The sequence below is a fragment of the Shewanella sp. M-Br genome (assembly GCF_036245925.1).
GTDB lineage: Bacteria > Pseudomonadota > Gammaproteobacteria > Enterobacterales > Shewanellaceae > Shewanella > Shewanella oncorhynchi.
In genome coordinates this window covers 17115-41454 of record NZ_BJBV01000028.1, presented here as the reverse complement: position 1 = coordinate 41454, position 24340 = coordinate 17115, and the positions used below count along the sequence as shown (strand labels likewise).

The 24340-nt window shown below is 45.4% G+C and carries 22 protein-coding genes; 12 read left to right on the top strand and 10 right to left on the bottom strand.

Going from position 1 to position 24340, the window contains the following annotated elements; translation table 11 throughout:
* The first annotated feature begins 97 nt into the window (after positions 1 to 97).
* Together AAA952_RS19830 and AAA952_RS19825 are read left to right on the top strand one after the other, a co-directional pair.
* Positions 98 to 1747, top strand: a complete 1650-nt coding sequence (locus AAA952_RS19830; protein ID WP_105251081.1) for an electron transfer flavoprotein-ubiquinone oxidoreductase — start codon at positions 98 to 100, stop codon at positions 1745 to 1747.
* Between the two features lie 348 nt (positions 1748 to 2095).
* Complete coding sequence (locus tag AAA952_RS19825; protein WP_168826417.1) at positions 2096 to 4012, top strand: methyl-accepting chemotaxis protein; 1917 nt, start codon at positions 2096 to 2098, stop codon at positions 4010 to 4012.
* A 76-nt stretch (positions 4013 to 4088) separates the two neighbouring features.
* Here AAA952_RS19825 and AAA952_RS19820 read toward each other — a convergent pair whose 3' ends face one another.
* From AAA952_RS19820 to AAA952_RS19805, 4 genes are all read right to left on the bottom strand, one after another.
* A complete protein-coding gene (locus tag AAA952_RS19820) occupies positions 4089 to 4445 on the bottom strand; it encodes a DUF4870 domain-containing protein (RefSeq protein ID WP_338259047.1) in 357 nt (118 codons plus the stop codon).
* 36 nt (positions 4446 to 4481) lie between these two features.
* Positions 4482 to 5177: an MOSC domain-containing protein gene (locus tag AAA952_RS19815; protein ID WP_338259045.1), complete on the bottom strand. Its 696-nt coding sequence runs from the start codon at positions 5175 to 5177 to the stop codon at positions 4482 to 4484.
* A gap of 135 nt (positions 5178 to 5312) precedes the next feature.
* Complete coding sequence (locus AAA952_RS19810) at positions 5313 to 6773, bottom strand: sensor domain-containing diguanylate cyclase (RefSeq protein ID WP_338259044.1); 1461 nt, start codon at positions 6771 to 6773, stop codon at positions 5313 to 5315.
* 315 nt (positions 6774 to 7088) lie between these two features.
* On the bottom strand, positions 7089 to 7940 hold the full coding sequence (locus AAA952_RS19805) for a PfkB family carbohydrate kinase (RefSeq protein ID WP_338259042.1): 852 nt from the start codon (positions 7938 to 7940) through the stop codon (positions 7089 to 7091).
* A 361-nt stretch (positions 7941 to 8301) separates the two neighbouring features.
* On the opposite strand from AAA952_RS19805, the gene AAA952_RS19800 reads away from it, so the two are divergent.
* Positions 8302 to 8484 carry a hypothetical protein gene (locus AAA952_RS19800; protein ID WP_105251075.1) on the top strand — a complete coding sequence of 61 codons (183 nt, stop codon included), beginning with the start codon at positions 8302 to 8304 and terminating at the stop codon, positions 8482 to 8484.
* 39 nt (positions 8485 to 8523) lie between these two features.
* Here AAA952_RS19800 and AAA952_RS19795 read toward each other — a convergent pair whose 3' ends face one another.
* The gene (locus tag AAA952_RS19795) at positions 8524 to 8919 is read right to left on the bottom strand and encodes a hypothetical protein (RefSeq protein ID WP_105251074.1); all 396 of its coding nucleotides are present in this window, start codon (positions 8917 to 8919) and stop codon (positions 8524 to 8526) included.
* Positions 8920 to 9284: 365 nt separating this feature from the next.
* Here AAA952_RS19795 and ovoA point away from each other — a divergent pair, with 365 nt between their 5' ends.
* On the top strand, positions 9285 to 11399 hold the full coding sequence (gene ovoA, locus AAA952_RS19790) for a 5-histidylcysteine sulfoxide synthase (RefSeq protein WP_338259038.1): 2115 nt from the start codon (positions 9285 to 9287) through the stop codon (positions 11397 to 11399).
* A gap of 141 nt (positions 11400 to 11540) precedes the next feature.
* On the opposite strand, the gene AAA952_RS19785 is transcribed toward ovoA, so the two are convergent.
* Positions 11541 to 13496, bottom strand: a complete 1956-nt coding sequence (locus tag AAA952_RS19785; protein WP_338259035.1) for a methyl-accepting chemotaxis protein — start codon at positions 13494 to 13496, stop codon at positions 11541 to 11543.
* A 358-nt stretch (positions 13497 to 13854) separates the two neighbouring features.
* Between AAA952_RS19785 and ppnP the strand changes: the two genes are divergently transcribed.
* The 8 genes from ppnP (at position 13855) to glnG (ending at position 21256) form a co-directional block, all read left to right on the top strand.
* Positions 13855 to 14166, top strand: a complete 312-nt coding sequence (ppnP, locus tag AAA952_RS19780; RefSeq protein ID WP_219254978.1) for a pyrimidine/purine nucleoside phosphorylase — start codon at positions 13855 to 13857, stop codon at positions 14164 to 14166.
* A gap of 278 nt (positions 14167 to 14444) precedes the next feature.
* Positions 14445 to 15041: a TetR/AcrR family transcriptional regulator gene (locus tag AAA952_RS19775; protein ID WP_338259030.1), complete on the top strand. Its 597-nt coding sequence runs from the start codon at positions 14445 to 14447 to the stop codon at positions 15039 to 15041.
* A gap of 183 nt (positions 15042 to 15224) precedes the next feature.
* Positions 15225 to 16382 carry an iron-containing alcohol dehydrogenase gene (locus tag AAA952_RS19770; protein ID WP_338259028.1) on the top strand — a complete coding sequence of 386 codons (1158 nt, stop codon included), beginning with the start codon at positions 15225 to 15227 and terminating at the stop codon, positions 16380 to 16382.
* A 59-nt stretch (positions 16383 to 16441) separates the two neighbouring features.
* Positions 16442 to 17134, top strand: a complete 693-nt coding sequence (locus tag AAA952_RS19765) for a type 1 glutamine amidotransferase domain-containing protein (RefSeq protein ID WP_219251319.1) — start codon at positions 16442 to 16444, stop codon at positions 17132 to 17134.
* Between the two features lie 133 nt (positions 17135 to 17267).
* Positions 17268 to 17894 carry a glutathione S-transferase family protein gene (locus AAA952_RS19760; RefSeq protein WP_131525136.1) on the top strand — a complete coding sequence of 209 codons (627 nt, stop codon included), beginning with the start codon at positions 17268 to 17270 and terminating at the stop codon, positions 17892 to 17894.
* Between the two features lie 204 nt (positions 17895 to 18098).
* Positions 18099 to 18605 carry a DUF4124 domain-containing protein gene (locus AAA952_RS19755; RefSeq protein ID WP_338259024.1) on the top strand — a complete coding sequence of 169 codons (507 nt, stop codon included), beginning with the start codon at positions 18099 to 18101 and terminating at the stop codon, positions 18603 to 18605.
* Positions 18606 to 18758: 153 nt separating this feature from the next.
* Positions 18759 to 19805 carry a nitrogen regulation protein NR(II) gene (gene glnL, locus AAA952_RS19750; RefSeq protein ID WP_105251067.1) on the top strand — a complete coding sequence of 349 codons (1047 nt, stop codon included), beginning with the start codon at positions 18759 to 18761 and terminating at the stop codon, positions 19803 to 19805.
* Between the two features lie 38 nt (positions 19806 to 19843).
* Positions 19844 to 21256: a nitrogen regulation protein NR(I) gene (gene glnG / locus AAA952_RS19745; protein WP_263164926.1), complete on the top strand. Its 1413-nt coding sequence runs from the start codon at positions 19844 to 19846 to the stop codon at positions 21254 to 21256.
* Between the two features lie 145 nt (positions 21257 to 21401).
* Here glnG and AAA952_RS19740 read toward each other — a convergent pair whose 3' ends face one another.
* From AAA952_RS19740 to AAA952_RS19725, 4 genes are all read right to left on the bottom strand, one after another.
* Positions 21402 to 21959 carry a porin family protein gene (locus tag AAA952_RS19740; protein ID WP_338259020.1) on the bottom strand — a complete coding sequence of 186 codons (558 nt, stop codon included), beginning with the start codon at positions 21957 to 21959 and terminating at the stop codon, positions 21402 to 21404.
* A 209-nt stretch (positions 21960 to 22168) separates the two neighbouring features.
* The gene (locus tag AAA952_RS19735) at positions 22169 to 22621 is read right to left on the bottom strand and encodes a hypothetical protein (protein WP_338259017.1); all 453 of its coding nucleotides are present in this window, start codon (positions 22619 to 22621) and stop codon (positions 22169 to 22171) included.
* A gap of 14 nt (positions 22622 to 22635) precedes the next feature.
* A complete protein-coding gene (fieF, locus tag AAA952_RS19730; protein WP_212600228.1) occupies positions 22636 to 23526 on the bottom strand; it encodes a cation efflux pump FieF in 891 nt (296 codons plus the stop codon).
* Between the two features lie 51 nt (positions 23527 to 23577).
* The gene (locus AAA952_RS19725) at positions 23578 to 24087 is read right to left on the bottom strand and encodes a Spy/CpxP family protein refolding chaperone (RefSeq protein ID WP_263183898.1); all 510 of its coding nucleotides are present in this window, start codon (positions 24085 to 24087) and stop codon (positions 23578 to 23580) included.
* Between the last annotated feature and the right edge of the window lie 253 nt (positions 24088 to 24340).

Sequence of the window (24340 nt, the reverse complement as noted above, 5' to 3'; positions counted from 1 at the left end):
CTTATTTTCAGGTAAGGTGGTGCAAGCAATAAAACGCCCGTTTACAAACTACAACACTCGATAAAAATCGGGGAAACGTGAAGGAAGAGGTGAACTGATGGAACGCGAATCAATGGAATTCGATGTTGTTATCGTCGGTGCTGGTCCAGCTGGCTTGGCCACGGCATGTCGATTAATGCAAATATCACAGGATTCAGGTAAAGAAATTACCGTCTGTGTGGTAGAAAAAGGCTCAGAAGTGGGCGCGCATATTCTGTCAGGCGCAGTGTTCGAGACAAAAGTGCTAGACGAGCTATTCAGCGACTGGCGCGAAAAAGATGCCCCAATAAAAACCGCTGTCACCCACGACGAAATCTACCTACTCAGCTCAGCCACCGACGGCCGAGTCATGCCTAATGCTTTTGTGCCAAAAACCATGCACAACGACGGCAATTTTATTATCAGCGTCGGTAATCTGTCCCGCTGGCTTGCCAATCGCGCAGAAGAACTCGGTGTCGAAATATTCCCCGGCTTTGCCGCCAGTGAACTGCTATTTAACGCCGATAACAGCGTTAAAGGTATTTTAATTGGCGATATGGGAGTGGGTGCCGATGGCGAACCCAAAGACAGCTTTATGCCAGGCATGGAGTTGCATGCTAAATATACCGTTTTCTCCGAGGGTTGCCGCGGCCACTTAGGCAAGCAACTTATCGAAAAATACCATTTAGATAATGGTAAAACACCACAGCATTACGGTTTAGGCTTCAAAGAAATTTGGAAAGTCCCCGCCGAGCAACACGAACAAGGCAAAGTCGTTCACACAGGTGGCTGGCCATTAACCGAGGGCGCATCGGGTGGCGGCTTCCTTTATCACATGGAAGATAACCAAATTGCGGTCGGCCTTATTATTGATTTGAACTACAAAAATCCGCATCTGAGCCCATTTGACGAATTCCAGCGCTATAAAACCCACCCTGTGATTGCTAAGTATTTAACGGGTGGCGAACGCCTTAGTTATGGCGCCCGCGCGATTACTAAAGGCGGCTTAAACTCGCTACCTAAGATGAGTTTTCCTGGCGGTCTTATCATAGGCTGCAACGCGGGTACGTTGAACTTTGCTAAAATCAAAGGCACTCACACTGCGATGAAGAGCGGGATTGTTGCAGCAGAAACCTTAGGTAAAGCCATGATGGCAGGGGTTGAAGGCGGTAAAGATCTCGACTGTTACCAAACCCACCTTGAAGAAAGCTGGCTATACGAAGAATTGCATAAATCCCGCAACTTTGGTCCAGCGATGCACAAATTTGGTACCTATTTAGGCGGCGCATTCAACTATATAGATCAAAACTGGTTTGGCGGAAAGTTCCCTATCACACTGCGTGATGAGCACCCAGACTATGCGCAAATGGCACCTGTGAGCGCTTACAGCAAGATTGATTATCCAAAACCCGATGGCAAGCTTAGCTTCGATAAACTGTCCTCAGTGTATCTGTCGAGCACTTATCATGAGGAAGATCAGCCCTGCCATTTACGTCTCAAGGACAGCAGCATTCCACTGGGCATTAACTTGACTCAGTTTAATGAGCCAGCACAGCGTTACTGCCCAGCTGGCGTGTATGAAATCGTCGAAGAGGCGGGTCAACCCAAGTTTGTAATCAATGCGCAAAACTGCATTCATTGCAAAACCTGCGACATTAAAGATCCGAGCCAAAACATCACTTGGGTTACACCAGAAGGCGGTGGTGGTCCAAACTACCCCAACATGTAACATTTGAATGATAAATGTAAATAATGGCGCTCAGTGGAGCGCCTTTTTTTCACCTTTTACACGAATAGTTCACTTTTTTTGCTTGCCCTTACTCGCGACATTGGCCACAATTGCCACACAAAAAAGAGTTCGTTTTCAATCACCATCTCATTTCCATCTATACTCTACATAATTAGATCTACAGCAAGACCAACAGGTTAGGCCAAATAAGTGTTCTATACGCTGTTTTACTCGGCAACCGGCCTAGACTAAGGTTAACTTTTAACATTTCTGTCCGATAATCTTTTACCGTACAAGAGTGCGTTGACCGATAACTCAAAATAGTCCAACACAGGCATATTGATATTTATGATATTTAATAACCTCACCATTAAGCAGAAAATTCTGTTAACAGTGACATTTGCAGTACTGTTGTCGACCATACTCGTCGGCGTATTAAGCCAACGTAGCGCGAAAAATGTCGTACAACAAAGGATGTTAGGTTCGGAATTACCGAGCTTAATGATGCAAATTCGCAATAAGATCGATCTCGACATTTCCACTTTGATGAATGCTGCAGAGCAATTGGCCAGTAGCCGCATGTTACTGCAATGGCTAGAAGACGGTAGACCACAGGCCCAAGAACCCCAAGTCGTAGCCCAACTCAAAGACATCACTCGTCAGTATAAGCTAGCGCAAGCTTCCTACGCTGATAGACAAACTGCCGCCTACTACACTCAGGATGGTTTTCTGCGCGTGCTCACTCCTGCGCAGGATGGCTGGTTTTTTGGTTACCGAGACAGTGGCCAAGAACGTATGTTGAACGTATTTACTGAGGCCAACGGCGAAGTCAAACTCTTCATCAACTACCAACAACCCAATGGTCGCGGCTTAGTCGGGCTTGCTAAATCACTCGATGACATGGTGCGTTTGCTGAGCTCGTTTAAGATTGAAGAAACTGGTTTAGTCTACTTAGTGGATGCTAAAGGTGAGGTAAAACTCCACCCAGATACGAGCCAAATTGGTAAGAGCAGCCTAAGCAACTTATACAAGGATGCGAGTTCAAGCTCATTATTAAACCGCAGTGATTTCAATCTAATCAATACCAAAATCAATGGCGAAAACATGCTGGTTGCCAGTAGTTATATCGCATCTATGGATTGGTACTTAGTCGCACAGGTGCCAGAGGCCGAAGTATTCGCACTATTAACCGAAGCGGCTTATCAGATCTTAATCTGGACGCTAATAATTGCAGCGGGCTTTATTGTACTCGCCATCGTGGTGGCAGGTTCAGTGAGTCGTCCTATTGCCCAAGTTGCCGCCATGTTCCACGACATAGGCGAAGGTGAAGGTGACTTACGTCAACGTCTACCTGTCAATGGTGAAGATGAAATTGCGCAACTCGCCAAGGGATTTAACAGCTTTATCAGTAAGATCCAAGATTCGGTCATCGAAGTGGCACAAACCAGCGAACAGCTCGGTTTCTCGGCTAAGGATGTGTCGAATCAGGCACAGCAAACCTTAGAAGACAGCCACGAGCAGAAAGATCGCACTATGATGGTGGTAACGGCCATTAATGAAATGGGCGCGACGGTTAATGAAATTGCCAGTAATGCCGCCCAAGCTGCGGTTGCCGCCAGAGATGCAGATACTGAAGCCAGCAGCGGCCAAGTTGTGGTAACCCGTGCCCGCGATACCATTAACCAATTGTCGAAAGACGTTGGCCAAGTGGGTGAAGTGATTGAGTCCCTCGCGACCCACACTAAATCCATCGGTGGTATTTTAGATGTGATCCGCGCTATCTCTGAACAGACAAACTTGTTAGCCCTTAACGCGGCCATTGAAGCGGCACGTGCCGGTGAAGCTGGACGCGGTTTTGCTGTCGTCGCCGATGAAGTACGTAACTTAGCATCACGTACCGCAGCATCGACCAATGAAGTGCAAGGCATGATCGACAAGTTGCAATCAGAAGCCAGCCGCGCAGTTAATGCGATGGCTCAGAGTCGTACTCGCTCCCACGAGGGTGTTGTGGCCGTCGATGAAGCCAGCAAATCGTTGATTGGCATTAGCGATCGCATTGGTCTTATCAGCGACATGAACATCCAAGTTGCTGCGGCAACGGAAGAACAATCTACAGTTGTGGAGGACATCAACCGTAACGTCACTGAAATCAATGACATTACTCAACGTACTGCCAATACTGCACAAGCGGCGGCACAGGCGAGTTTAGCCTTGAATCAACTGTCACACCGCTTAGATACCTTAGTGGCTAAGTTTAAGGTGTAAAACCTTAAAACTTATGCCATAAAAAACGCCTTAGATGTTTCCATCTAAGGCGTTTTTCTTTAACTCGCAGAGGTAATTAATCCATAGCAATAAATTTAATCGTTAATGGATAGCGATACACTTTACCTTCGCTGGCCTTAATAATCGCCAGCACAGTGCACACCAAATCGAATATGCCGAGTATGGCTAAAAAGATGAAACCAATGCCGACCAAAGCTAATACGCCACTGATAATCACATAAATCAACAGGCTCAATTTAAAGTTCAAGCAACTACGGCCACATTGATCAACAAATGCGGACTCTTCACGCTTCATCAGCCAAATGATCAAAGGACCAAGAATAGAGCCCAACGGCACTAAGTATCCAATAAAACTTGAGGCGTATACCAGTAAGCCAAAATCTTTATCACTTTTTGTAACGGGGTCAATCATAGGTCATCCCTGTTTTATCATTTTGAATATAAAGCCTTATTTACCACTCGGCCCATATAAACGCATTTGCCAATCTTCTACTGTCTGTAATGCTAAGCGGCGTTGTAGGCTATTAACCCAACTCAGCGCTAATCCCTCGCAGGAAGCTAAACGATCATAGGCACAGGCATTAAACGTTGGCGAGAAATAGAGTGACATGGCCTCGGCAACACTGATATCAGTACGACGCTCAACTAATTCAATCTTATCGTTTAACTGAATAATCCCTGGGGTTAAGATTCTATAAAACCAACCACATAATTGGCTTTGCTGCATGGCGAGTGCGAATTCTCTGTGACCAAATTGCAGATTCAATTTAAAACAAGGTGAACGCGGCTGAGTCACTTGCACTTTTACTGCGCCAATTTGCAAGATATCGCCAATATTGACTTGAGTTTCGTTCAGTCCAACGGTGCTAATGTTCTCTCCCATGCTGGGTGCATCTTCGAGCTGGGTGATTAAGTCCCAACGACGATATTGGCCGTAGTGCTCGCGGGGGAAATGATGTAGCACGCGATCAAGGCCGCCATGGTGTTTTGGATCGGCCTGCACGTCCCCTTCAACATGGTCGATATGCACTAACAGTTGTTGAGCCGCTTGCTTACCATCAATCCCCGTAGCAACTCCGGACATTTCTTGAAGATGGGTTCCTAAGTACAATCCAGACAATTTATTAATCAACAACTTTGACATCAGCAACTCCAAATCAATGACCTATCGCGCATTACTGTCAGAGTGTAAACCGCGATACACCAATAATACAATCAACCCGCGCCATAACCCACAAAGGTAGGCTAAACATTGCTGCCAAGAAGAACCGAGTAGAGTCTATGAATGATTTAACACCACTTGATTTCGGCCCGCTTCTTTTGCCTGATACAAAGCCAGATCGGCACGTTTGATAAGGTCCTCTGCGGGCTCTTGCACTTGATGCTCAGCAACACCAATACTGGCAGTAATAGAAATGTGTAATCCATTCACTTTAATTTCCCGCTGGGAAATGAGGTCACGGATCTGTTCTGCCAGTTCTGCCGCTCGAGATAAATCCATCTCAGGAAGTAAAATTAAAAACTCCTCACCGCCCCAGCGACATAAAATATCCTGTTGTTGTAGTAAGCCACGCAGCATATTAGTCATGGTTTTTAATACTAAGTCACCAATCCCATGCCCATAACTGTCGTTCACTTTTTTAAAGTGGTCGATATCCAGCAAGAGTATTGAAATCGGCGATTGTGTCAGCTTAGCTTTATCTAACGCCTGCCTAAAGTACTCATCAAACACCTGACGGTTAGCGGCGCCAGTGAGCTTATCAGTAGACGCCATAATTTCTAGTTTGCGCTGATAACGACCTAAGGTCATGTTTGAGATGAATAAAATACCTAGAGTCACCATTAGGCTTAACGCCAAATTACCCCAAAACGTATTTAACAGTTCCCGCTCTTGTGACGCATCCTCCTGCTCAACAATCAAATACCACTTAAACTCAGGAACTAAGCGACTATTGAGATAAACCGTTTTCCCGTTTTTCTGATAGCTGAAGGCGGCACTTGGGCTGGTTAAAATACGCGTAGCCAAATTATCAAGCCCTACGTTCGTTTGCAGCGAATCCGTACCGTCATATTGATCGCCATGCAAAGTGACATTACCTTGCCGGTCGGTAAAGAACACTCGGCGGTTATAACGCTTTTGATATAACTCAATTAAGGCTTTAACCTTTTCAACCGCCAACCCCACACCGGTAACACCAATAAATTTTCCTTCAAAATCAAAAACTTTATAGTTAACAAATACGGTTGTCTTACTGCGGTCAGCCGTATCGGCATCAATATTGACCTCATAATGCTCAGATTCAGGTAAAGAACGCACTCGAAAATACCAAGCATCGTCAGGCTCTACATCTTGGATTTGTTTTAAAATGCCCGTGGAATGGTAATAATTTCGACTTTTCTCAGACACAAAAAAGCTAGTGACTGTACCGTATTTCTCTTGGATTTCCTTAAGGTAACGAATGAGTTTTTCGGGCTCTTGCTCATGACTTAAGGTCCAATCCCGAACAAAGGTATCCTGCGCCATCAGGGATGAAATAAAGATGGGTCGTAACAAATCCTGTTGAATTTCTGAATAAATATTGTCACTTGTGAGCGGTAAGGTATTGCTCTCTATTTGTTGGCTCAGTGAATCATGGGCCACTTTGTAACTGATACCGCTGGTCACTAAAAAGGCGACCAAAAGCAAAACAGACAGAAGCCAAATAAATTTATTTTTATCATTCCAAGCGTTATTGCCCATTCTCAACTCCAAAGACTACAGAACACCTTGAGTGGCTTATTATTTTAATTTAACGATAACTATTTTAGTTGAATAAATGTTAACGCAATTGCGCCATGGCCGCACAAGATTTCTGTCGTATTGGCGTTCTACGATGGAATAACTTTATTTTGAGCAAAAAAATGCCTCGTTGGGGAAACGAGGCAAAAACATACTAACCAATAAATGGGAGAAAAGCACAAGAAAACGTTAAGGGACAAGAGCTATGCGCCACAAGACATACTCTAGCAAGGGCGTATGACAGAAAGATGACTCAAACTGCTCGCCCGCAGATTTTCATGCGATTTGCTTCGCCTCTAAATACTGTTTTAGTGCCTCACCCGGAATAGAACTATCAGTTGCCACCGCAAATGCCGACCAAATCGCCCCTTCTGCCATGGCCTCAGTAATCGACTGGCCGATGCAGAGACTGTGGATCAACCCTGCCGCATAGGCATCACCCGCGCCTGTGGTATCAACAACTGTGGCAGGGATAGCAGCAACATGCTGCACTTGATCATGCGTGTAAACCTTAGCCCCATTGATACCATCGGTGACAATAAAGTAACGCAGACAATCGCCGCCAATGCTTTTGCCATATTCCCAAGATGCGCCATCACAACGCCCCTGAATATCACTCATAGAGGCCAATAAAATATGACAAGGTCTCTGTCTGTCGTCCTTGGCTAATTGCGCGACCACAAGACAATGTTCTAAAGCTGTTTTTGCCCAGCTGACAGAGCCTTCAGCGGAAGTATTAAAATACAGCGCGTCCCATGGCTGCCATTTCGGCGGTACAGATAATTCAAATATGGGTCTTTGTGGCCGAATAATGGTGCGCTCGCCGTCTGGCGTCATTACAAGCAGCATTTCGCATGTATTGCCGGTGCGGCGCTGCACTAAGCGACAATCGAGCCCTTGCGTACTGGCTTCTGCAATGAGCCAATCCCCCATGTCATCACGGCCCACTTGACTCACCAGCGCGACGCTATGCCCAGCCCAGACTAAACCTAATCCGGTATTTGCCCCACCGCCGCCGAGCCTTTGGCCGCCATCTTGATAATGGAAACGTCCACCTGTTTTTAAAGGTTTATCAAGCAGTAAGATCCGATCACAGTTGAGATTGGCAACTAACAGAATATTAGCCATTACAAGGCTCCAAAGGGCAAAAAAGCATCAAGGCCAGAAGATAAAAACAAAGAAATATCAATCTAGAGCAAAATGCTCACAGGCACAATCCAATCATCGAGATAGAAACACTATAAGGATATGGCAGCGCCTTGATGTAAGCATTTGTCCCGAAGAAGACGAGAAAAACAGTTATACACCCATACGGTATAACATAGCTGTTAACTCTAACACTTTGTTTAAAATCGATTTATAGAAAAGATAACGTCTCAGGACAAAATGAAGCGTAACCATTTTGAAGCCGACTCGATTAATTATCAGTAGACATAGTTAAAATGCATGCAGGATACATATATTAAATTTATGAATGGAATCAAACGCTATGCTAATGGAAATATGGGATACCGCCGAAGAAAAATCTGAGCAGCTACGCCGTTATCAGCTCTGTATAGAAGAATTTAATGAATTGAATTTTCACGATGTTTATATTGCAGAAATCAAACAAGAATACCAACAACTTGCTGAACAAGTAAAAGTGCAGTCAACCTCGGATCCCGAGCGCTAACTGCACTTTGCCATCTAGTTACTCACGATAAACCTTCAATTACTTTATTGGCGTCAATGGTGATAAAGACGCAAATTGTACTGCTAATGTCCAATCTGTAATGACCATATCTGAAGGCTGCCAACTGTCATCAACCCACTCATAAACCAAGCCAGGGTTTTCCTCTGCGTTGACTAACAAACGCCGTCCATCTTGCAACACAAGCGTATAATCGAGCCCCTGCGCATCGACACTTTCAATGTCCCCCAAGACATTGTGCTTAATGGCCGAAATAGTTCCGGTTGCCTTAACGGCATCGTTTTCCTTTGCACCGCTGTAAAACTTTAACGCCTCGTTTGCGGCAGTCTTGTGAAAAACAAACTCCTCAGTCACACCCACTACGATCGACGGATCAAGCTCATACCAGGCGGGTATCCATAATGCGTTAATTGTCATCCCGTTATATCCTGCATAATAATTTTACGGACGGGATCATTCTGCCTTAACCCCGACAGAGAAAATACTCTTCAGGGATAAAATAATTTTAATCCCTGTAAGGGATAGCATCACTAAATTGAGCGCATCACTTTCTTTGTAAGATAATTCCAAACCAGAGGGTCATACCTGAGATGCTTTAAGCTCCAGCACTGATGTTGGACTCAATTGGTCTTTCTGTTAGTTTGTAAAACACTTTGCCTCAAACCGACACATTAAGCTGACAAAGTGATCCTGAGCTCAGTAATCGCGTATAGAGTCACACACGATAGATTAATCTTCCCATGCTTGCACCGCAGGCCGATAAATACGGAGTTTACTTGTCTATGGATAAGCCCATAATGCAACCCCCTCAAACCCTTAAGCTCATTGGTGAAACTGAGGCCGGAAAGCGTCAAGAGCTTAAGCAATACTTTAATCAGACATGGGCTTTATACGAGTCTCTGTATGATTTGATCCAAGAAGATAGCGCCTATTACCTCAAAGCCGAGCCGCTGCGCCATCCGTTAATCTTTTACTTTGGCCATACGGCCACTTTCTATATCAACAAACTCAAACTCGGTAAATTTCTCGATGAACGAGTAAACGACAACTTCGAATCCATGTTCGCCATTGGTGTCGATGAGATGTCTTGGGATGATTTGAACGAAAAACATTATCCGTGGCCGGATGTGGCAGAGGTGCGAAGCTATCGCCAACAAGTTAATGCTGTCATCAATCGTGTTATCGATGAAATGCCTCTAGCGTTACCTATCACTCAAAATAGTCCAGCTTGGATCATTTTGATGGGCATTGAACATGAGCGTATTCATTTAGAAACCTCATCGGTGATCATCCGCCAACTGCCACTGGAATATGTCGCGCCCAACCACCTCTGGCCTGCGTGCCAAGACACCGCCCCTGCCGAGACCAACAGTTTATTGGCTGTAAAAGGGCAAAAAGTGACCTTAGGCAAAACTGAACAAGACCAAACCTACGGTTGGGACAATGAATACGGCCATAAAATATTTAACGTTAACGACTTTAAGGCTGCTAAATTCTTAGTCTCGAATCAAGAATATCTCGCATTCGTCGAGGCTGGCGGCTATCGCTCACACCAATTTTGGAATGAAGAAGGCCAAGCTTGGCTTGCCTATACCCAAGCACAAATGCCGCGTTTTTGGCGCTTAAGACAAGATAAATGGTGGCAACGTAACTTAGTGGAAGAAATTCCGCTGCCATTAAACTGGCCTGTTGAAGTGAATCAACTCGAAGCTAAGGCCTTCTGTAATTGGAAAGCCGAACAAAAGCAAAGCAATATACGTCTATTAACTGAAGCTGAGTGGTACATCTTACGCGAGAATGTGCCCGCCGATGCGCCCGATTGGCATGAAGTGCCGGGCAATATTGCTTTGGCTTATTACGCCTCTTCTTGCCCAGTGAATCGCTTCGAACATAATGGCTTTTTCGATATTGTCGGTAATGTTTGGCAATGGACAGAAACCGCAATCGACGGTTTTGACGGCTTCGCCGTACACCCACTTTACGATGATTTCTCCACCCCAACCTTCGATGGCAAACATAATCTCATCAAAGGTGGCTCGTGGATCTCTACGGGTAATGAGGCAATTGCTTCATCACGCTATGCGTTTCGTCGACATTTTTATCAACACGCGGGCTTTCGCTATGTGGAATCCCCCCAAAATCCAGCTCAAATGGCCGAGGTCAATGTGTACGAAACGGATGAACTGATTTCCCAATACCTTGAATTCCACTATGGCGCCGAATATTTCGGGGTTGCTAACTTCTGCGTCAATGGTGTGCAGCAAGCGCTGAGTGAAATTCAATTGACTCATACAGCTAAAGCCCTCGATATCGGCTGCTCCGTTGGTCGCGCGAGTTTCGAACTGGCAAAAGTGTTTGATCATGTTGATGGTATCGACTTCTCGGCGCGCTTTATTCAACAGGCCTATGCGCTGACAGAACAAGGTGAAAAACGTTACACCATACGCACCGAAGGCGACTTACAGGAATTTAAGAGTGCGAGTCTCGCAAAACTGGGATATGAGCTTGAGACGAAAAAGGTCAACTTTATGCAAGGTGATGCCTGTAATTTAAAGCCCATCTACACAGGTTATGATTTGGTTTATGCCTCAAATCTTATCGACAGGTTAAACGAGCCTAAGCACTTTTTAACCAGTATTGCCCAGCGGATTAATCAAGGTGGATACCTTGTGATAGCCTCGCCATACACTTGGCTTGAGGATTATACGCCCAAGGATAAATGGTTAGGTGGCGTTAAAGTCAAAGGAGAGAACTTCACCACCTTAGATGGTTTGACCGAAACCTTGATCGGCCAATTTGAGCTGGTCGCAGTGAAGGAAATCCCCTTCGTGATCCGCGAGACTAAACGTAAATTCCAACATTCCATCTCAGAAATGACAATTTGGCGTAAACGTTAATGCTCACTCATCGGATAACCAACTGAAGTCCTGATAAAAATATCCGCCAGAAATCCATTTCTGGCGGATGTGTAACATCCAGCTCAGTCACATTTACAGCACCAACGAAGGTGAGAACACTGTAAATGCAGCGAAAAATATCTACACCTTAAACTGTGCCGTTGTTAAACCAAGCTGATTTGCTAACCCCAACAGACTCCGCGTACTCGCTGCTACTTGACTGATAGCCGCACTATTTTCCTCCGCCGCCACGCTTAAGCCCGCAATCCCCTGCGCAATCGTCGCCGAAACCGTTGTTTGTTCTTCCGCAGCGGTTGCAGTTTGAATCATTAATGCCTTTAAGGTTTCTAAGCGCAAAGCAATATCATCCACCGCGGTCTGCATTCCATCCGCATCTTCTGCGGTTTTAGAGGCTTCAGTGGAACAAGTCACACTATGCAACGCCAGCACACCTGACTGTTGCTGAATACCTTTTAACACTTGCCCAATATCCTGAGTTGCTAATTGAACCTTCACCGCTAACTGGCGAACCTCATCCGCAACCACAGCAAATCCACGACCATGCTCGCCAGCTCTCGCAGCTTCAATCGCCGCATTAAGTGACAGCAGATTCGTTTGTTCGGCTATGGCATTAATCACAGCCAATACCGAACCGATTTTCTGACTGTCGGCCTCAAGGCTGCCCACCTGTTGATGTATGGTCGCAAAACTGCTCAAGGTCACTTTCAAGCTTTTACGTGTACTGGCTAAATTTTGCGAAAGAATTTCACTCGAATGGGTACAGGCTGACACTTCATCGGAGGATTTAAGCGTATTCGTGCTGATTTCCGCGGCGGCATAACTCATTTCTTCGACCGCGGTTGCTAACATATCGGTTTCTTTCGCCTGCATCTGAATACTGCAATCGGCTTGGGTCATAGCGGCAGAATTTTGTTCAGCGGCGGATTCGAGTTCATGTCCAACGCCCACCAGCTGACTGATGATTTCTTTGAGCTTAGTTTGCATCCGCGCCAACCAACTCATCAGGTGATTATCCGTTTGAACATGCGGTAAATTATGAGTTAAATCGCCAGAGGCGATCATACTGGTCAAGTTACACATGTCCTCAGGCTCACCGCCGAGCGGCTTTAATACAAACCCTGTAACTAACTTAGCGGCAGCGAACGCCAACACTAAGGCTGCTGCACAAACAGATAAGCCGATAAACATCATACGGTAGGCGGGAGCTGCTATTTCACTCACATCAATTTCAGCCATCAAACCCCAACGTAAACCGAGCTCAACGACAGGAGAATAAGCGGATAAAACGGGATTATTGTTATAGTCATTCACTTGCATCACACCCGATTTACCAGCCAGCGCCTCCTTTACCGCCAGCGTATCAACACCATTCTGAGCTACCGTTCCCGCAAACGAAGCCGTAACAGTGCGATTAATGGGGTCAAGAAAAGAATCAGAACGCATGCGATTATTTGGGCCAATGAGATAAGTTTCACCACTTTGCCCCATACCCTCACGAATTTGCATAACTCTGTTAATGCGATCGATTGATACTTGAGCCGCCACCACCAATCTTTGTTGATTAAACTGAATCGACTGGCCAATAAATGCCGCCGGTTGACCATTTGAAGGCGCGTATGCGGAAAAATCTTGTAGTAATACTGTGCCCGCCGATCCCAATGCCTTATTGAATAACTGTGCTAATCCCGAATCATGGAAGGGTCCAGTACGCAAATTGGTACCGAAATCAGACTCCTTCGCCACTGTATATAAAACGGTGCCATCGTCACTAATAATAAATAGGTCATAAAAACCGAGGGATTTATTTAATGACTGCAAGGTTTGATCTATGTCAGTAAGAGTATCGAGACTTTTTTGGCTGGCAATTACGGCGCTGACGGCCTGCAGGTTATCGGAAAAGTCCTGAAACATGCCAACAATCTGCCGTTGCTTGATCTCACGCACAGCCACTAAACGAGACTGAGCCTCGGCAAACAATTCATCGCGAGCAATGTAAGTCACTACTGCGGTGGCAAATATGAGGGGTAATAGGACAATCAATAAACTGATAAGCTGAATTTTACGAGTAAAACCCATGGTGAGACTCCTTGTCGCGCGTCGAATTCCATTCCTTCAATCTTTGCAGAATCAAACCTGCCTTAAAACTATAGGAGAAGAATCTCAGCTAAACAAAGCGGTGCCGACTATTTTCATCAAAAGTTCACTAAAATTCCGACAACTCATTATTTTTAAGTAGAAAAATGATTAATAACTTTAAATGACAGCCACGCCATACCGACCATTTCAAACAAAATGATATAGTGGGAAATAAGCAATAAACCGAACGTTAGCATCAACTTATATTGAATGCGCACATCCATGCGACAAATGATGCATTGAAATTTATTAAATATGCATATAAATTCATCTAAAGCCAATTTATAGAGGATTAATAATGAGTTTACTTGAGCAAGTGTCAGTATCTAAAAAAGCCAACATCTACTTTGATGGCAAAGTGGCTAGCCGTAGCGTATTTTTTGCCGATGGCAGCAAGCAGACCTTAGGTGTTGTATTACCAGGGGAATATGAGTTCTCAACCTCCCAAGGCGAAATAATGGAAGTCACCAGTGGCCGTTTTGAGGTGTTGTTACCGGAGAGCTCTGTATGGCAGGAGTTTAGCGAAGGCACTCAATTTGAGCTGGCTGCGAATGTTAGCTTTAAAATCCGCAATACTGCCATTGCCGAATATTGCTGTAGCTACCTCTAATCATCTCGATTGAGTGGCAGTACGATTAATATTTCACATCAATCGTGAATCGAATGCTCACAGTGACGGTTTATCTCAGCACTGTGAGTATGTTGTCCTACCGACCATTTCACCATCAGAATGCCTTATCCGTCTAACATTTATCAATTTGGCAATTTTATTAACCTGGCTCAAGGCAGCGCAAAAGTCACAATGCAAAGCATACTAAATCGAATGCGTTGATATCGCCGAAAAAACAACACTAGACGACCGGTCTAATTTGATTTATCCTAACCCACATGAAAATTGAAACTCAATCCACTCGCCAGCACATTCTCGATATCGGCTACAAGCTGATCGTACGCAAAGGCTTCTCCAGCGTCGGCTTATCCCTACTGCTGCAGGTGGCCGAAGTGCCAAAAGGCTCGTTTTATCACTACTTCAAATCCAAAGAACAATTTGGCGAAGCGCTCATAACTGATTATTTCGAGAAATATCAGTCAGATTTAGACGCATTATTCAATAACTCAACACTGACAGGCTATCAGCGCTTGATGCAGTACTGGCAACAATGGTTGCACGTACAAGCTGACGGCTGCGTAGATCAAAAATGCCTCGTCGTGAAACTCAGTGCCGAAGTGGCCGATTTATCCGAAGCCATGCGAGTTGCCTTACTTAAAGGTTCCGCCAGCATCATAGACAGGTTAACCACCTGTGTTCAAGTTGGCATAAACGACAGTTCAATCGCCGAGCAAGATCCGCAATCGACCGCTGAAATGTTGTATCACATGTGGTTAGGTGCCAGCTTAATGAACAAGTTAGGCCACAGCCCCGCGGCACTCGAACGTGCGATCGTGACGACTAAAGCTATTTTAACGCCTAAAACGGCCCTTTAACTTAATACCAATTCAAAACCAATATTTGCTGATATCAGTCAGCCTAGATTTTTAAAGAATACATTTTCATGCCACGAAATTAGACGACTGGTCTACTAATTTAACGGGCGATTAATTAACGCAGCGCATTTAACACTGCTAATTTAAAGTAGCTCACTTAAAGTAATAAGGGATAAATCATCCATGCTAAATTTTAACTATTACAACCCAACCCGTATCCGTTTTGGTAAAGACACTATCGCCGAAATTGATTCTCTAGTACCGAGCGATGCTAAAGTGATGATCCTCTTTGGCGGCAGCAGTGCTAGAAAAACAGGCACGTTAGACGAAGTTAAACAATCATTGGGCAATCGTTTCGTCGTCGAGTTCGATGGCATTGAGCCAAACCCAACCTATGAAACCTTAATGAAAGCCGTCGCCCAAGTGCGTGAGCAGAATATCGACTTCCTCCTCGCGGTTGGCGGTGGTTCGGTTATCGATGGCACTAAATTTGTTGCCGCTGCAGCGGTATTTGAAGGTGAACCTTGGGACATTCTCACTAGCTGGGGCGCCAATGTGACTCAAGCTATGCCTTTTGGCTCAGTCTTAACCTTACCTGCGACGGGTTCCGAAATGAACAACGCCAGCGTAGTGACCCGTAAATCACTACAGGCTAAACTGCCATTCCGTAATGATTTGGTTTATCCACAATTCTCAATACTCGATCCGACTAAAACCTTCACCCTACCAGAGCGCCAAGTGGCCAACGGTGTTGTCGATGCTTTTGTACATATCACAGAGCAATACCTCACTTACCCCGTTAACGCCGCTGTGCAGGACAGATTTGCCGAAGGTCTTTTACAAACCTTGATTGAGCTTGGTCCACAAGTGCTAGTTCAACCAGAAGATTACGACATTCGCGCGAACTTAATGTGGGTTGCCACTATGGCACTCAACGGCACAATTGGCGTCGGCGTTCCCCACGACTGGGCAACCCATATGATTGGCCATGAACTAACTGCACTTTACGATATCGACCATGCGCGCACATTGGCAATCATACTGCCTGCCCTGCTGCAATGTACAAAAGAGGCTAAACGCGACAAGTTACTCCAGTACGCCGACCGTGTGTGGCACATCAACACAGGTACAGATGACGAGCGTATCGACGCCGCTATCGCAAAAACCAAGGCTTTCTTCGAAGCCATGGGCATACCGACACATTTATCTGCCTATGATCTCGATGCCAGCCACGTTGATGCTGTAGTGAAACAGCTTGAACTGCACGGCATGGTGGCACTAGGCGAACATGGCAATATTGACCCAGCCATGAGCCGTAACATTTTGACCTTAGCCCTATAACGTCAAATGAACTAAACCCAAAGCTCACACGTATTGATGTGAGCAACTTAGGTAAAGGTATGAAAATGAATATATTAATGGTACTCACGTCGTATGATAAACTCGGTGATACCGGTTTAAAAACAGGCTTTTGGCTAGAAGAATTCGCCTCACCTTTTTATGTTTTTAAAGATAAAGGTTTTGACATTACCTTAGCCTCGCCACTGGGCGGTCAACCACCACTCGATCCAAAAAGTGATGAGCCAGACTTTCAGACCGAAGCCACTGCGCGCTTTAGCAAAGATCCTGAGGCTCAAGCACTGCTAGCGAATACCACTCGCTTAAGTGAAATCAATGCAGCCGATTATGATGCGGTTTTCTATCCGGGCGGCCACGGCCCACTGTGGGATCTTGCCGAAGATAAGCATTCTATCGCCTTAATTGAACAGTTTTATCAAGCCAATAAACCCCTAGGGCTCGTATGTCATGCGCCTGCTGCATTGCTGCACCCTAAAACCAGTGATGGCAAGCCATTGGTCAGCGGCAAGCGTGTTACCGGTTTCAGCAACTCTGAAGAAGAAGCCGTGCAACTCACTCATGTCGTGCCATTTTTGGTTGAAGACATGCTGCAGAAAAATGGTGGCAATTATGTCAAAGGTGATGACTGGACAAGCTTTGTCGTCGCAGATGGCCATTTGATCACAGGCCAAAATCCGGGATCATCCGAAGCCGTAGCCGAAACCATAGTTGCGCAATTGAACGCGAGAGGCTAAGCGATAAATACGCGACGCTCAGCTTGAAATGAACAAAGACAGGCGCACAAGTGTGCTAAATGCGTTAAAAAGAGCTGTCGCACCATAATAGTGCGACAGCCAAAATGTACTCTCACTGTCCAAAGGAAAGCCCATGATCACCTTGCACCATCTCAATAAATCACGCTCTAAACGTATCATCTGGTTGCTAGAGGAACTCGGTCAACCCTATGAAATTAAGAGTTATCAACGTGATAGCCAGACTTTTCTCGCGCCACCCGAACTTAAGCAAATTCATCCGTTAGGCAAATCACCCGTTATCGAAATGGACGGTCAAGTGATAGCAGAATCGGGTGCGATCACCGAATATCTGATTGAAAAATATGCGGCGGATACCTTAGCCCCCGCCAGAGACAGCGCAGACTATGTCAGTTATCTGCAATGGCTACACTTTGCCGAAAGCTCAGCCATGCTGCCTTTGTTACTGCGTATGTTCGTGCAAAAGGACGGTTGTAAAACCAATTTCCTTGAAGGTTATGCCGCGACGGAAGTCAGTAAGATTAGTCATTACTTCAATGATATGTTGGCTGATAAAACCTATCTTGTTGCAGACAAGCTCACGGGTGCGGATATCATGATGTCCTTCGTGGTGGAGCTACTGGCTAACAGTGGCGATCTCGCGAAATTTGAACACATTGAACGCTATGCCACTCAATTATCCCAACATGCCGCTTGGGTCAAAGCGAGTGAGATCGAGAAACAACTCGATGCAAGCCTGTAATTGATGGATCGAATTCGGGCACATGTTAGTGCCCGAGCTTAACCCACTTTAACTAACCCCTGTTTCTGCCTCCCCATTTTCTGTCGACTTTATACCTTCTCAGTGGTGACGTCCTTAACCACTTAGCGCAACAAACACCATGATTTTTGATGTAAAAGAGACTAATCTTGATTAACTCTATCTCAAGGCTACAGGGACTTTAGCATGCGTTCACTCACACTCATCGGCTTAGTGCTATTTAGCATGTTAGCGCAAGCGACTGTTTATAAATGGGTCGATAAAGATGGCAAAGTCCATTACTCCGATGAGCCGCAGCCAAATGCCCAAGTCGTTGAGCTAAAAGATAAGACCTTAAATCAAATTGCCCTTCCTCTGCCCAAAACAGACTTAAACAGCTCAAATCAAGCAATTGAATCTATTAAATATCAAGTCAATATTACCTCTCCGACCGAAGAGGAAACCGTCAGAGATAACAATGGCGATTTCGACGTCGTTGCGACTATCACCCCAGAGCTAAAAAGTCAGTATTTGATGGCCCTCAAGCTCGATGGCAACCCCGTCGGTCAGCCGCAAATTGGCGGTACCTTCAAACTCAAAAACATCGACCGAGGTGAACATACCTTAGTCGTTGACGCTTTGACTCAAAACGGCAAAGTCTTTGCATCAAGTTCACCAAGAAAGATATTTCTTCATCAAGCAGCTAAGCGTTAATGTCACTATTTGTATAGTAAAAGTTAGTATAAAAACTTTAAATACATGAAGTTAGATTAACTCCTCCTGACTAAACCGTTTGATGAAGACAAGTTGCAGCTTGCACCAGATTGGTGCACCATAGTGGTGCAACCCTATTTCTAGGAACGGTCGATGGATAAAGAGACACTGCTCAATCATTTAGTTACCGCTGTACTTGTCATAGATAAGGATCTCAAGCCTTGTTATGCCAACGCAGCAGCAGAGCAATTATTAGGTGTTGGTAGCCATAGACTCGTAGAACAAACTTTGCCTGAGCACTATCAAATCCTCGGTGTCGACGCCAAGCTATTAATGGATGCAGTAACAGCCGGCCAAGGCTTAACGGTCAATACGGCAGCACTAGTCACGCTCGATGGCCAACATCATACCGTTGATTTAACCCTTATTCCCCTCGATGACGAGGCTGAACTCAGCCTGCTCGAACTGCGCCAAGTTGACCAACAAAGACGCATTCATCAGCAACTGAGTCAAGATGCACAGCAACAAGCGGCGCAGTTTTTGGTGCGCAACTTAGCCCATGAAATCAAGAATCCTTTAGGCGGCCTTCGCGGTGCGGCACAGCTATTATCGCGGGAGCTGGATGATCCGGCGCTGAAGGAATTCACTACGCTCATCATAGAGCAGGCCGATCGGCTGCGTAATTTAGTGGACCGTCTGCTCGGCCCCCAAAGGCCGACACAGCACAGTCTGCACAACATCCATCAAGTGGTGCAAAAGGTCTATAAGTTAGTTGAAATGGCGCTGCCCGCTAACATCCAGCTCAAACGGGATTACGATCCATCCATTCCCGATATCGAGATGGATCCTGACCAAATGCAGCAAGCTGTGCTGAACATTTTACAAAATGCGGTGCAGGCGCTTGAACATACGGGCGGCGAAATTTTGATCCGCACTCGCACTCAACACCAAGTCACCATAGGCTCACAGCGCCACAAGCTAGTGTTAACCCTATCGATTATCGACAACGGCCCCGGTATACCGCCTGAGCTAATGGACACATTATTTTATCCCATGGTGACAAGCCGTGAGCAAGGTTCAGGTTTAGGCCTCTCGATTGCTCATAATATTGCCCGTTTACACTCGGGAAGGATCGATTGCCTCTCCAGCGCAGGGCACACAGAATTTATCATTTCATTACCAATTTTAAGCGCTAAATAATTTCGACAGTACCTACCCATACCGTATGAGGAAGCAAGATGCGAATTAGTGAACAAGTGTGGATCCTCGACGATGACAGCTCGATACGCTGGGTACTCGAAAAGGCACTGCAAGGTGCTAAGCTCAGCACCGCCAGCTTTGCCGCCGCCGAATCCCTGTGGCAGGCATTAGAAATATCGCAACCGCACGTGATAGTGTCGGACATCCGTATGCCCGGCACGGATGGTTTAAGCCTGCTCGAACGATTGCAGGTGCATTATCCCCATATTCCCGTGATCATTATGACAGCGCACTCAGACTTAGACAGTGCAGTGAGTGCCTATCAAGCGGGCGCATTTGAGTATCTGCCTAAACCCTTCGACATCGATGAGGCGATCTCTCTGGTTGAGCGCGCACTTACCCATGCCACTGAACAGAGCCCTGCACCCGCGCAAGAAACCCAAGTCAAAACACCCGAAATCATAGGTGAAGCGCCAGCGATGCAGGAAGTGTTTCGCGCCATAGGCAGACTTTCACGCTCATCGATCAGCGTGCTGATCAATGGTCAATCGGGAACGGGTAAAGAGTTAGTGGCTGGCGCGTTACACAAACACAGCCCACGTAAAGACAAGCCATTTATCGCGCTGAACATGGCAGCGATCCCCAAGGATTTAATCGAATCTGAGCTATTCGGCCACGAAAAAGGAGCCTTCACAGGCGCAGCCAATGTGCGCCAAGGTCGCTTCGAACAAGCAAACGGTGGCACGCTCTTTTTAGATGAAATCGGCGATATGCCGTTAGACGTACAAACACGGTTACTCAGAGTGCTCGCCGATGGCCAATTCTACCGCGTCGGAGGTCATAATGCGGTACAAGTCGATGTGCGTATCATAGCAGCGACCCACCAAGATCTTGAATTATTAGTACAAAAAGGTGGCTTTAGAGAGGACTTGTTCCATCGCCTCAACGTGATCCGCGTGCACTTGCCGCCACTATCACAAAGACGAGAAGACATTCCCCAGCTCGCTACCCATTTTCTCGCCTCGGCAGCGAAGGAAATTGGTGTAGAAACTAAAATAATGACCAAGGAAACCGCGGTAAAACTCTCCCAATTACCTTGGCCAGGTAATGTCCGACAACTCGAAAACACCTGCCGTTGGTTAACCGTAATGGCATCGGGGCAAGAAATTTTACCCCAAGACTTACCGCCAGAATTACTGAAAGACCCTGTGAGTGTCACCCACACGGCGAAAGGCAGCCAAGATTGGCAATCGGCACTGACTGAGTGGATAGACAAAAAACTCTCGGAAGGAAACAGCGATCTGTTAACTGAGGTGCAGCCCGCATTCGAACGCATACTGCTAGAAACTGCGCTGCGCCATACCCAAGGCCATAAACAGGAAGCGGCGAAACGTTTAGGCTGGGGACGAAATACCTTAACGCGGAAATTAAAAGAACTGTCGATGGATTGAGTAGATAAAATAACGTTACTACTCGTTATATCAATACAAGCTTATTCATAATCAAACAATAAAAAGGGATATCTTCACATCCCTTTTTATTTGAAATTCATTTCATTTTCATTGGCATGAATTAAATATGCCAAATCTAAAAAAATTAGAATTGATAATGCATACCTACAGCGAATTGCTTAATATCAGTGTCAATATCTTTTAATCCTAAATAGCTACGGTCTGCATCTAAATCACCCGTAGTGACATCATAGCTTACACGGATATTTAAGTGTTCTGTTACGGCGGCATTAACACCTACACCATAAGTCCAACCAAAACCAGTAAAGTCTTCATCGTAACCATAGCCATCAACATTCGCCGCCATAGATGCAATACCCACTTTGGCATAGGCAGAAAAAATATCATTAATTTGTGCAGTAAATTTAGGTGTGAAGCTTAATGCACCTGCACTAATATCAACATCCTTATCGCCTAAGTCACCAGTGGCAAACAGGTTGGCTTCTAAACCAAACCATTCATTGAAGTTATAGCCACCGTATACGCCTACACCAGTACCGGTTTCTGAACCATCAAAAGCATCAGCTGTGACTCTATTTAATGCACCACCCACATAAAAGCCAGTAGTGTCGGTTGCAGCAGAGACTTGAGTCGCCACAAATGCAGACAATAAAGCAGCGGCAACAATTGATAATTTTTTCATCATAATTCCCTAATGATTTAACGAAAGTATTAAACGGCGTGGATATTACAATAAGCAGATCTGGGGTGTCATCGTTTAAATGAGCAAAACACTAGCCGTACAGCATTTATTCAGCTTGAGTCAAAAACGAAAGCTATAGCTGATATTTATAGAGGGAAATCATACTCACTTTAGACATTATCTTTTTATATCTAAAATCATTAACGGATTTAACTTAGCACCCGCAACAATCCTATAAAACTTGCATATAGCCAACGGATGAGGGAACGACGCCTTCTCACATCCAAACATTCGGATACGACCACTCTGCCAGACGCCACACAAGTAATACGTGTACGCCAAAGAAATAATGGCCAGACATGGACTCGATAAGCTTGGTTAGATATTTCGAAATCAATTTTCTGCGGTAAGTAATAAAGATGTTTACGCAGGACTAACTGACTCCAAGCCCCCACTATCACAGGAGATACGGTACTATCTGCTTGATTTACTATCGAATGTTGCTGTTCCATTAGGAGCGTGATTTCTGCATTCACAGGAATGCTAACGTCAGAAATCACAGATTCGGCTATCAACTCAAAGCGAGTCGATAGCCTATGATAGCGGCATATCAATCGAGTGGAATGATCCCATCTGTGACTTTGCTTCTGCATCCATGCCATAGCTTGCCCTTAATTTATGTTTCGTTTACATCAGGTTTAACCGGATCTTGGTGAATAATCACCTCAGCATCTTCGAAGGCGGCTTTGACTCTTATCCCTGTCGTGTCGGCAATACTGTGGGCTTCATTCAAACTCAAATTGCCATCGAGTTCTAAATGAAATTGAATAAAAACAGTTTTGCCTGCTTGACGAGTGCGTAAATCATGCAGCCCTTGCACCCGTGGATCTTCCATCGCGATTTGCGTGATTTGCTGGCGAGTTTCTTCGTCTAGCTCTCTGTCTAACAAGGCTTGAATTGAGCGATAACCTAAGCCAAAGGCTTGATGACCAATATAAAATGCAATCATTACCGCAAATAAACCGTCAGCCCACCACCAACCGTATTGCGCTAATACTAGTGCCAACAATACCGCACCATTAAGGAATAAATCTGATTTATAGTGCAGCGAATCAGCTTCAACCACAGTACTTTTTGTCGCCGCTAATGCGCGTTTCTGCAACATGACTAAAGCTAACGTCATCACAATCGCTATGATAGAAACAACTACACCTATGGTGGCATTTTCAACCGGAACAGGTGTTAATAGACGCTCGCCACCATAGAAAAGTAATAAAAATGCGGAGCCCATAATAAAGGCGGATTGCGCTAGAGACGCTAACGGCTCAGCCTTACCATGGCCATATCTGTGGTCATGATCCGGCGGCACAAGCGCGTAACGAATGGCAATAAAATTGATAATAGAAGCGAGAGCATCGGCAAAGGAATCCGTCAAAGATGCCAACATACTGGCAGAGCCGGAATAAAGCCAAGCGAACATCTTGATAAGAATAAGGATCAAAGCGGTAGCCACGGAAGCGCGGCTAGCCAGTTTGACCCAAAAATCGTATTGGGAAGTTTGAGTCATAAGGGATCTATCTTGGGAAGCTATGACCCTATTGTATATCAGCTAAGACGCTTAACCGCGAGGTTCTTTACCAGCTTGTGCTTCAAATCGCGCTTTAAACTTAGCTTGCTGCTCTGGTGTCAGCAGATTAAATATTTGATTATGCAGCTTCATACGTTCAATGGCTTGAGTTTGACGCTGCTCTTGCTGCGCACTCATCAGTGCCTTTGCTTGTGTTTCATCAAAACTAGGCGCGCTAATTAAGGCCTGCATCTCAGTGCGATGTGCCAAACGTTCCTCTTTCGTTGGACGATTATCAGCGCGCGTGGCTTTCTGATCGGCAAACAACTTTTTGACGTCAGCTTTCTGGGCATCCGTTAAATCGAGCCCTTCAAACATACGATGCATGCCACCGTGGTCCATATGTCGGCCGCCATGTTCCATGCGGTCGCCTTTATGGAATTCAGATTTAGAGAAGTCGCAGCCAGCATCCTTAGGTGCTGCATTAACTGCCGTCGCGAAAACCGCAGAACTCGCTAGAATGGCAAACAGGCTCGCTTTCAAAGGTGATAATGTTTTCATAGTGTTAACCTCGATGGTTCAACTTTAATATGGCAAGTAATAAGACACAGTGACGACCCTTTTAAGCCGAGTCACTTTCGACCCTTCCAGTCTAACCCCCTATATGTAAGTGAGGACGTTGCCTGAGTAAATCACTGTAAAGTTGCGGCAATAACTCTATTCTTTACTTTGGCTTACATTGCTACACAGCAATTGACATCAAAACAGGTATACTCAGCCAAAGCGCTAAAAGTGCCTATGATAAACAGGCACA

What these genes read in the sequence shown, in the direction of transcription:
- ppnP (WP_219254978.1), top strand. Translation starts at nt 13,855, where the DNA reads ATGAGTTTACTTGAGCAAGTGTCAGTATCTAAAAAAGCCAACATCTAC.
- AAA952_RS19800 (WP_105251075.1), top strand. Translation starts at nt 8,302, where the DNA reads ATGCTAATGGAAATATGGGATACCGCCGAAGAAAAATCTGAGCAGCTA.
- fieF (WP_212600228.1), bottom strand. Translation starts at nt 23,526, where the DNA reads ATGACTCAAACTTCCCAATACGATTTTTGGGTCAAACTGGCTAGCCGC.
- AAA952_RS19825 (WP_168826417.1), top strand. Translation starts at nt 2,096, where the DNA reads ATGATATTTAATAACCTCACCATTAAGCAGAAAATTCTGTTAACAGTG.
- ovoA (WP_338259038.1), top strand. Translation starts at nt 9,285, where the DNA reads ATGGATAAGCCCATAATGCAACCCCCTCAAACCCTTAAGCTCATTGGT.
- AAA952_RS19770 (WP_338259028.1), top strand. Translation starts at nt 15,225, where the DNA reads ATGCTAAATTTTAACTATTACAACCCAACCCGTATCCGTTTTGGTAAA.
- glnL (WP_105251067.1), top strand. Translation starts at nt 18,759, where the DNA reads ATGGATAAAGAGACACTGCTCAATCATTTAGTTACCGCTGTACTTGTC.
- AAA952_RS19795 (WP_105251074.1), bottom strand. Translation starts at nt 8,919, where the DNA reads ATGACAATTAACGCATTATGGATACCCGCCTGGTATGAGCTTGATCCG.
- AAA952_RS19815 (WP_338259045.1), bottom strand. Translation starts at nt 5,177, where the DNA reads ATGTCAAAGTTGTTGATTAATAAATTGTCTGGATTGTACTTAGGAACC.
- AAA952_RS19810 (WP_338259044.1), bottom strand. Translation starts at nt 6,773, where the DNA reads ATGGGCAATAACGCTTGGAATGATAAAAATAAATTTATTTGGCTTCTG.
- AAA952_RS19735 (WP_338259017.1), bottom strand. Translation starts at nt 22,621, where the DNA reads ATGGCATGGATGCAGAAGCAAAGTCACAGATGGGATCATTCCACTCGA.
- glnG (WP_263164926.1), top strand. Translation starts at nt 19,844, where the DNA reads ATGCGAATTAGTGAACAAGTGTGGATCCTCGACGATGACAGCTCGATA.
- AAA952_RS19820 (WP_338259047.1), bottom strand. Translation starts at nt 4,445, where the DNA reads ATGATTGACCCCGTTACAAAAAGTGATAAAGATTTTGGCTTACTGGTA.
- AAA952_RS19760 (WP_131525136.1), top strand. Translation starts at nt 17,268, where the DNA reads ATGATCACCTTGCACCATCTCAATAAATCACGCTCTAAACGTATCATC.
- AAA952_RS19805 (WP_338259042.1), bottom strand. Translation starts at nt 7,940, where the DNA reads ATGGCTAATATTCTGTTAGTTGCCAATCTCAACTGTGATCGGATCTTA.
- AAA952_RS19765 (WP_219251319.1), top strand. Translation starts at nt 16,442, where the DNA reads ATGAAAATGAATATATTAATGGTACTCACGTCGTATGATAAACTCGGT.
- AAA952_RS19725 (WP_263183898.1), bottom strand. Translation starts at nt 24,087, where the DNA reads ATGAAAACATTATCACCTTTGAAAGCGAGCCTGTTTGCCATTCTAGCG.
- AAA952_RS19755 (WP_338259024.1), top strand. Translation starts at nt 18,099, where the DNA reads ATGCGTTCACTCACACTCATCGGCTTAGTGCTATTTAGCATGTTAGCG.
- AAA952_RS19740 (WP_338259020.1), bottom strand. Translation starts at nt 21,959, where the DNA reads ATGAAAAAATTATCAATTGTTGCCGCTGCTTTATTGTCTGCATTTGTG.
- AAA952_RS19785 (WP_338259035.1), bottom strand. Translation starts at nt 13,496, where the DNA reads ATGGGTTTTACTCGTAAAATTCAGCTTATCAGTTTATTGATTGTCCTA.
- AAA952_RS19775 (WP_338259030.1), top strand. Translation starts at nt 14,445, where the DNA reads ATGAAAATTGAAACTCAATCCACTCGCCAGCACATTCTCGATATCGGC.
- AAA952_RS19830 (WP_105251081.1), top strand. Translation starts at nt 98, where the DNA reads ATGGAACGCGAATCAATGGAATTCGATGTTGTTATCGTCGGTGCTGGT.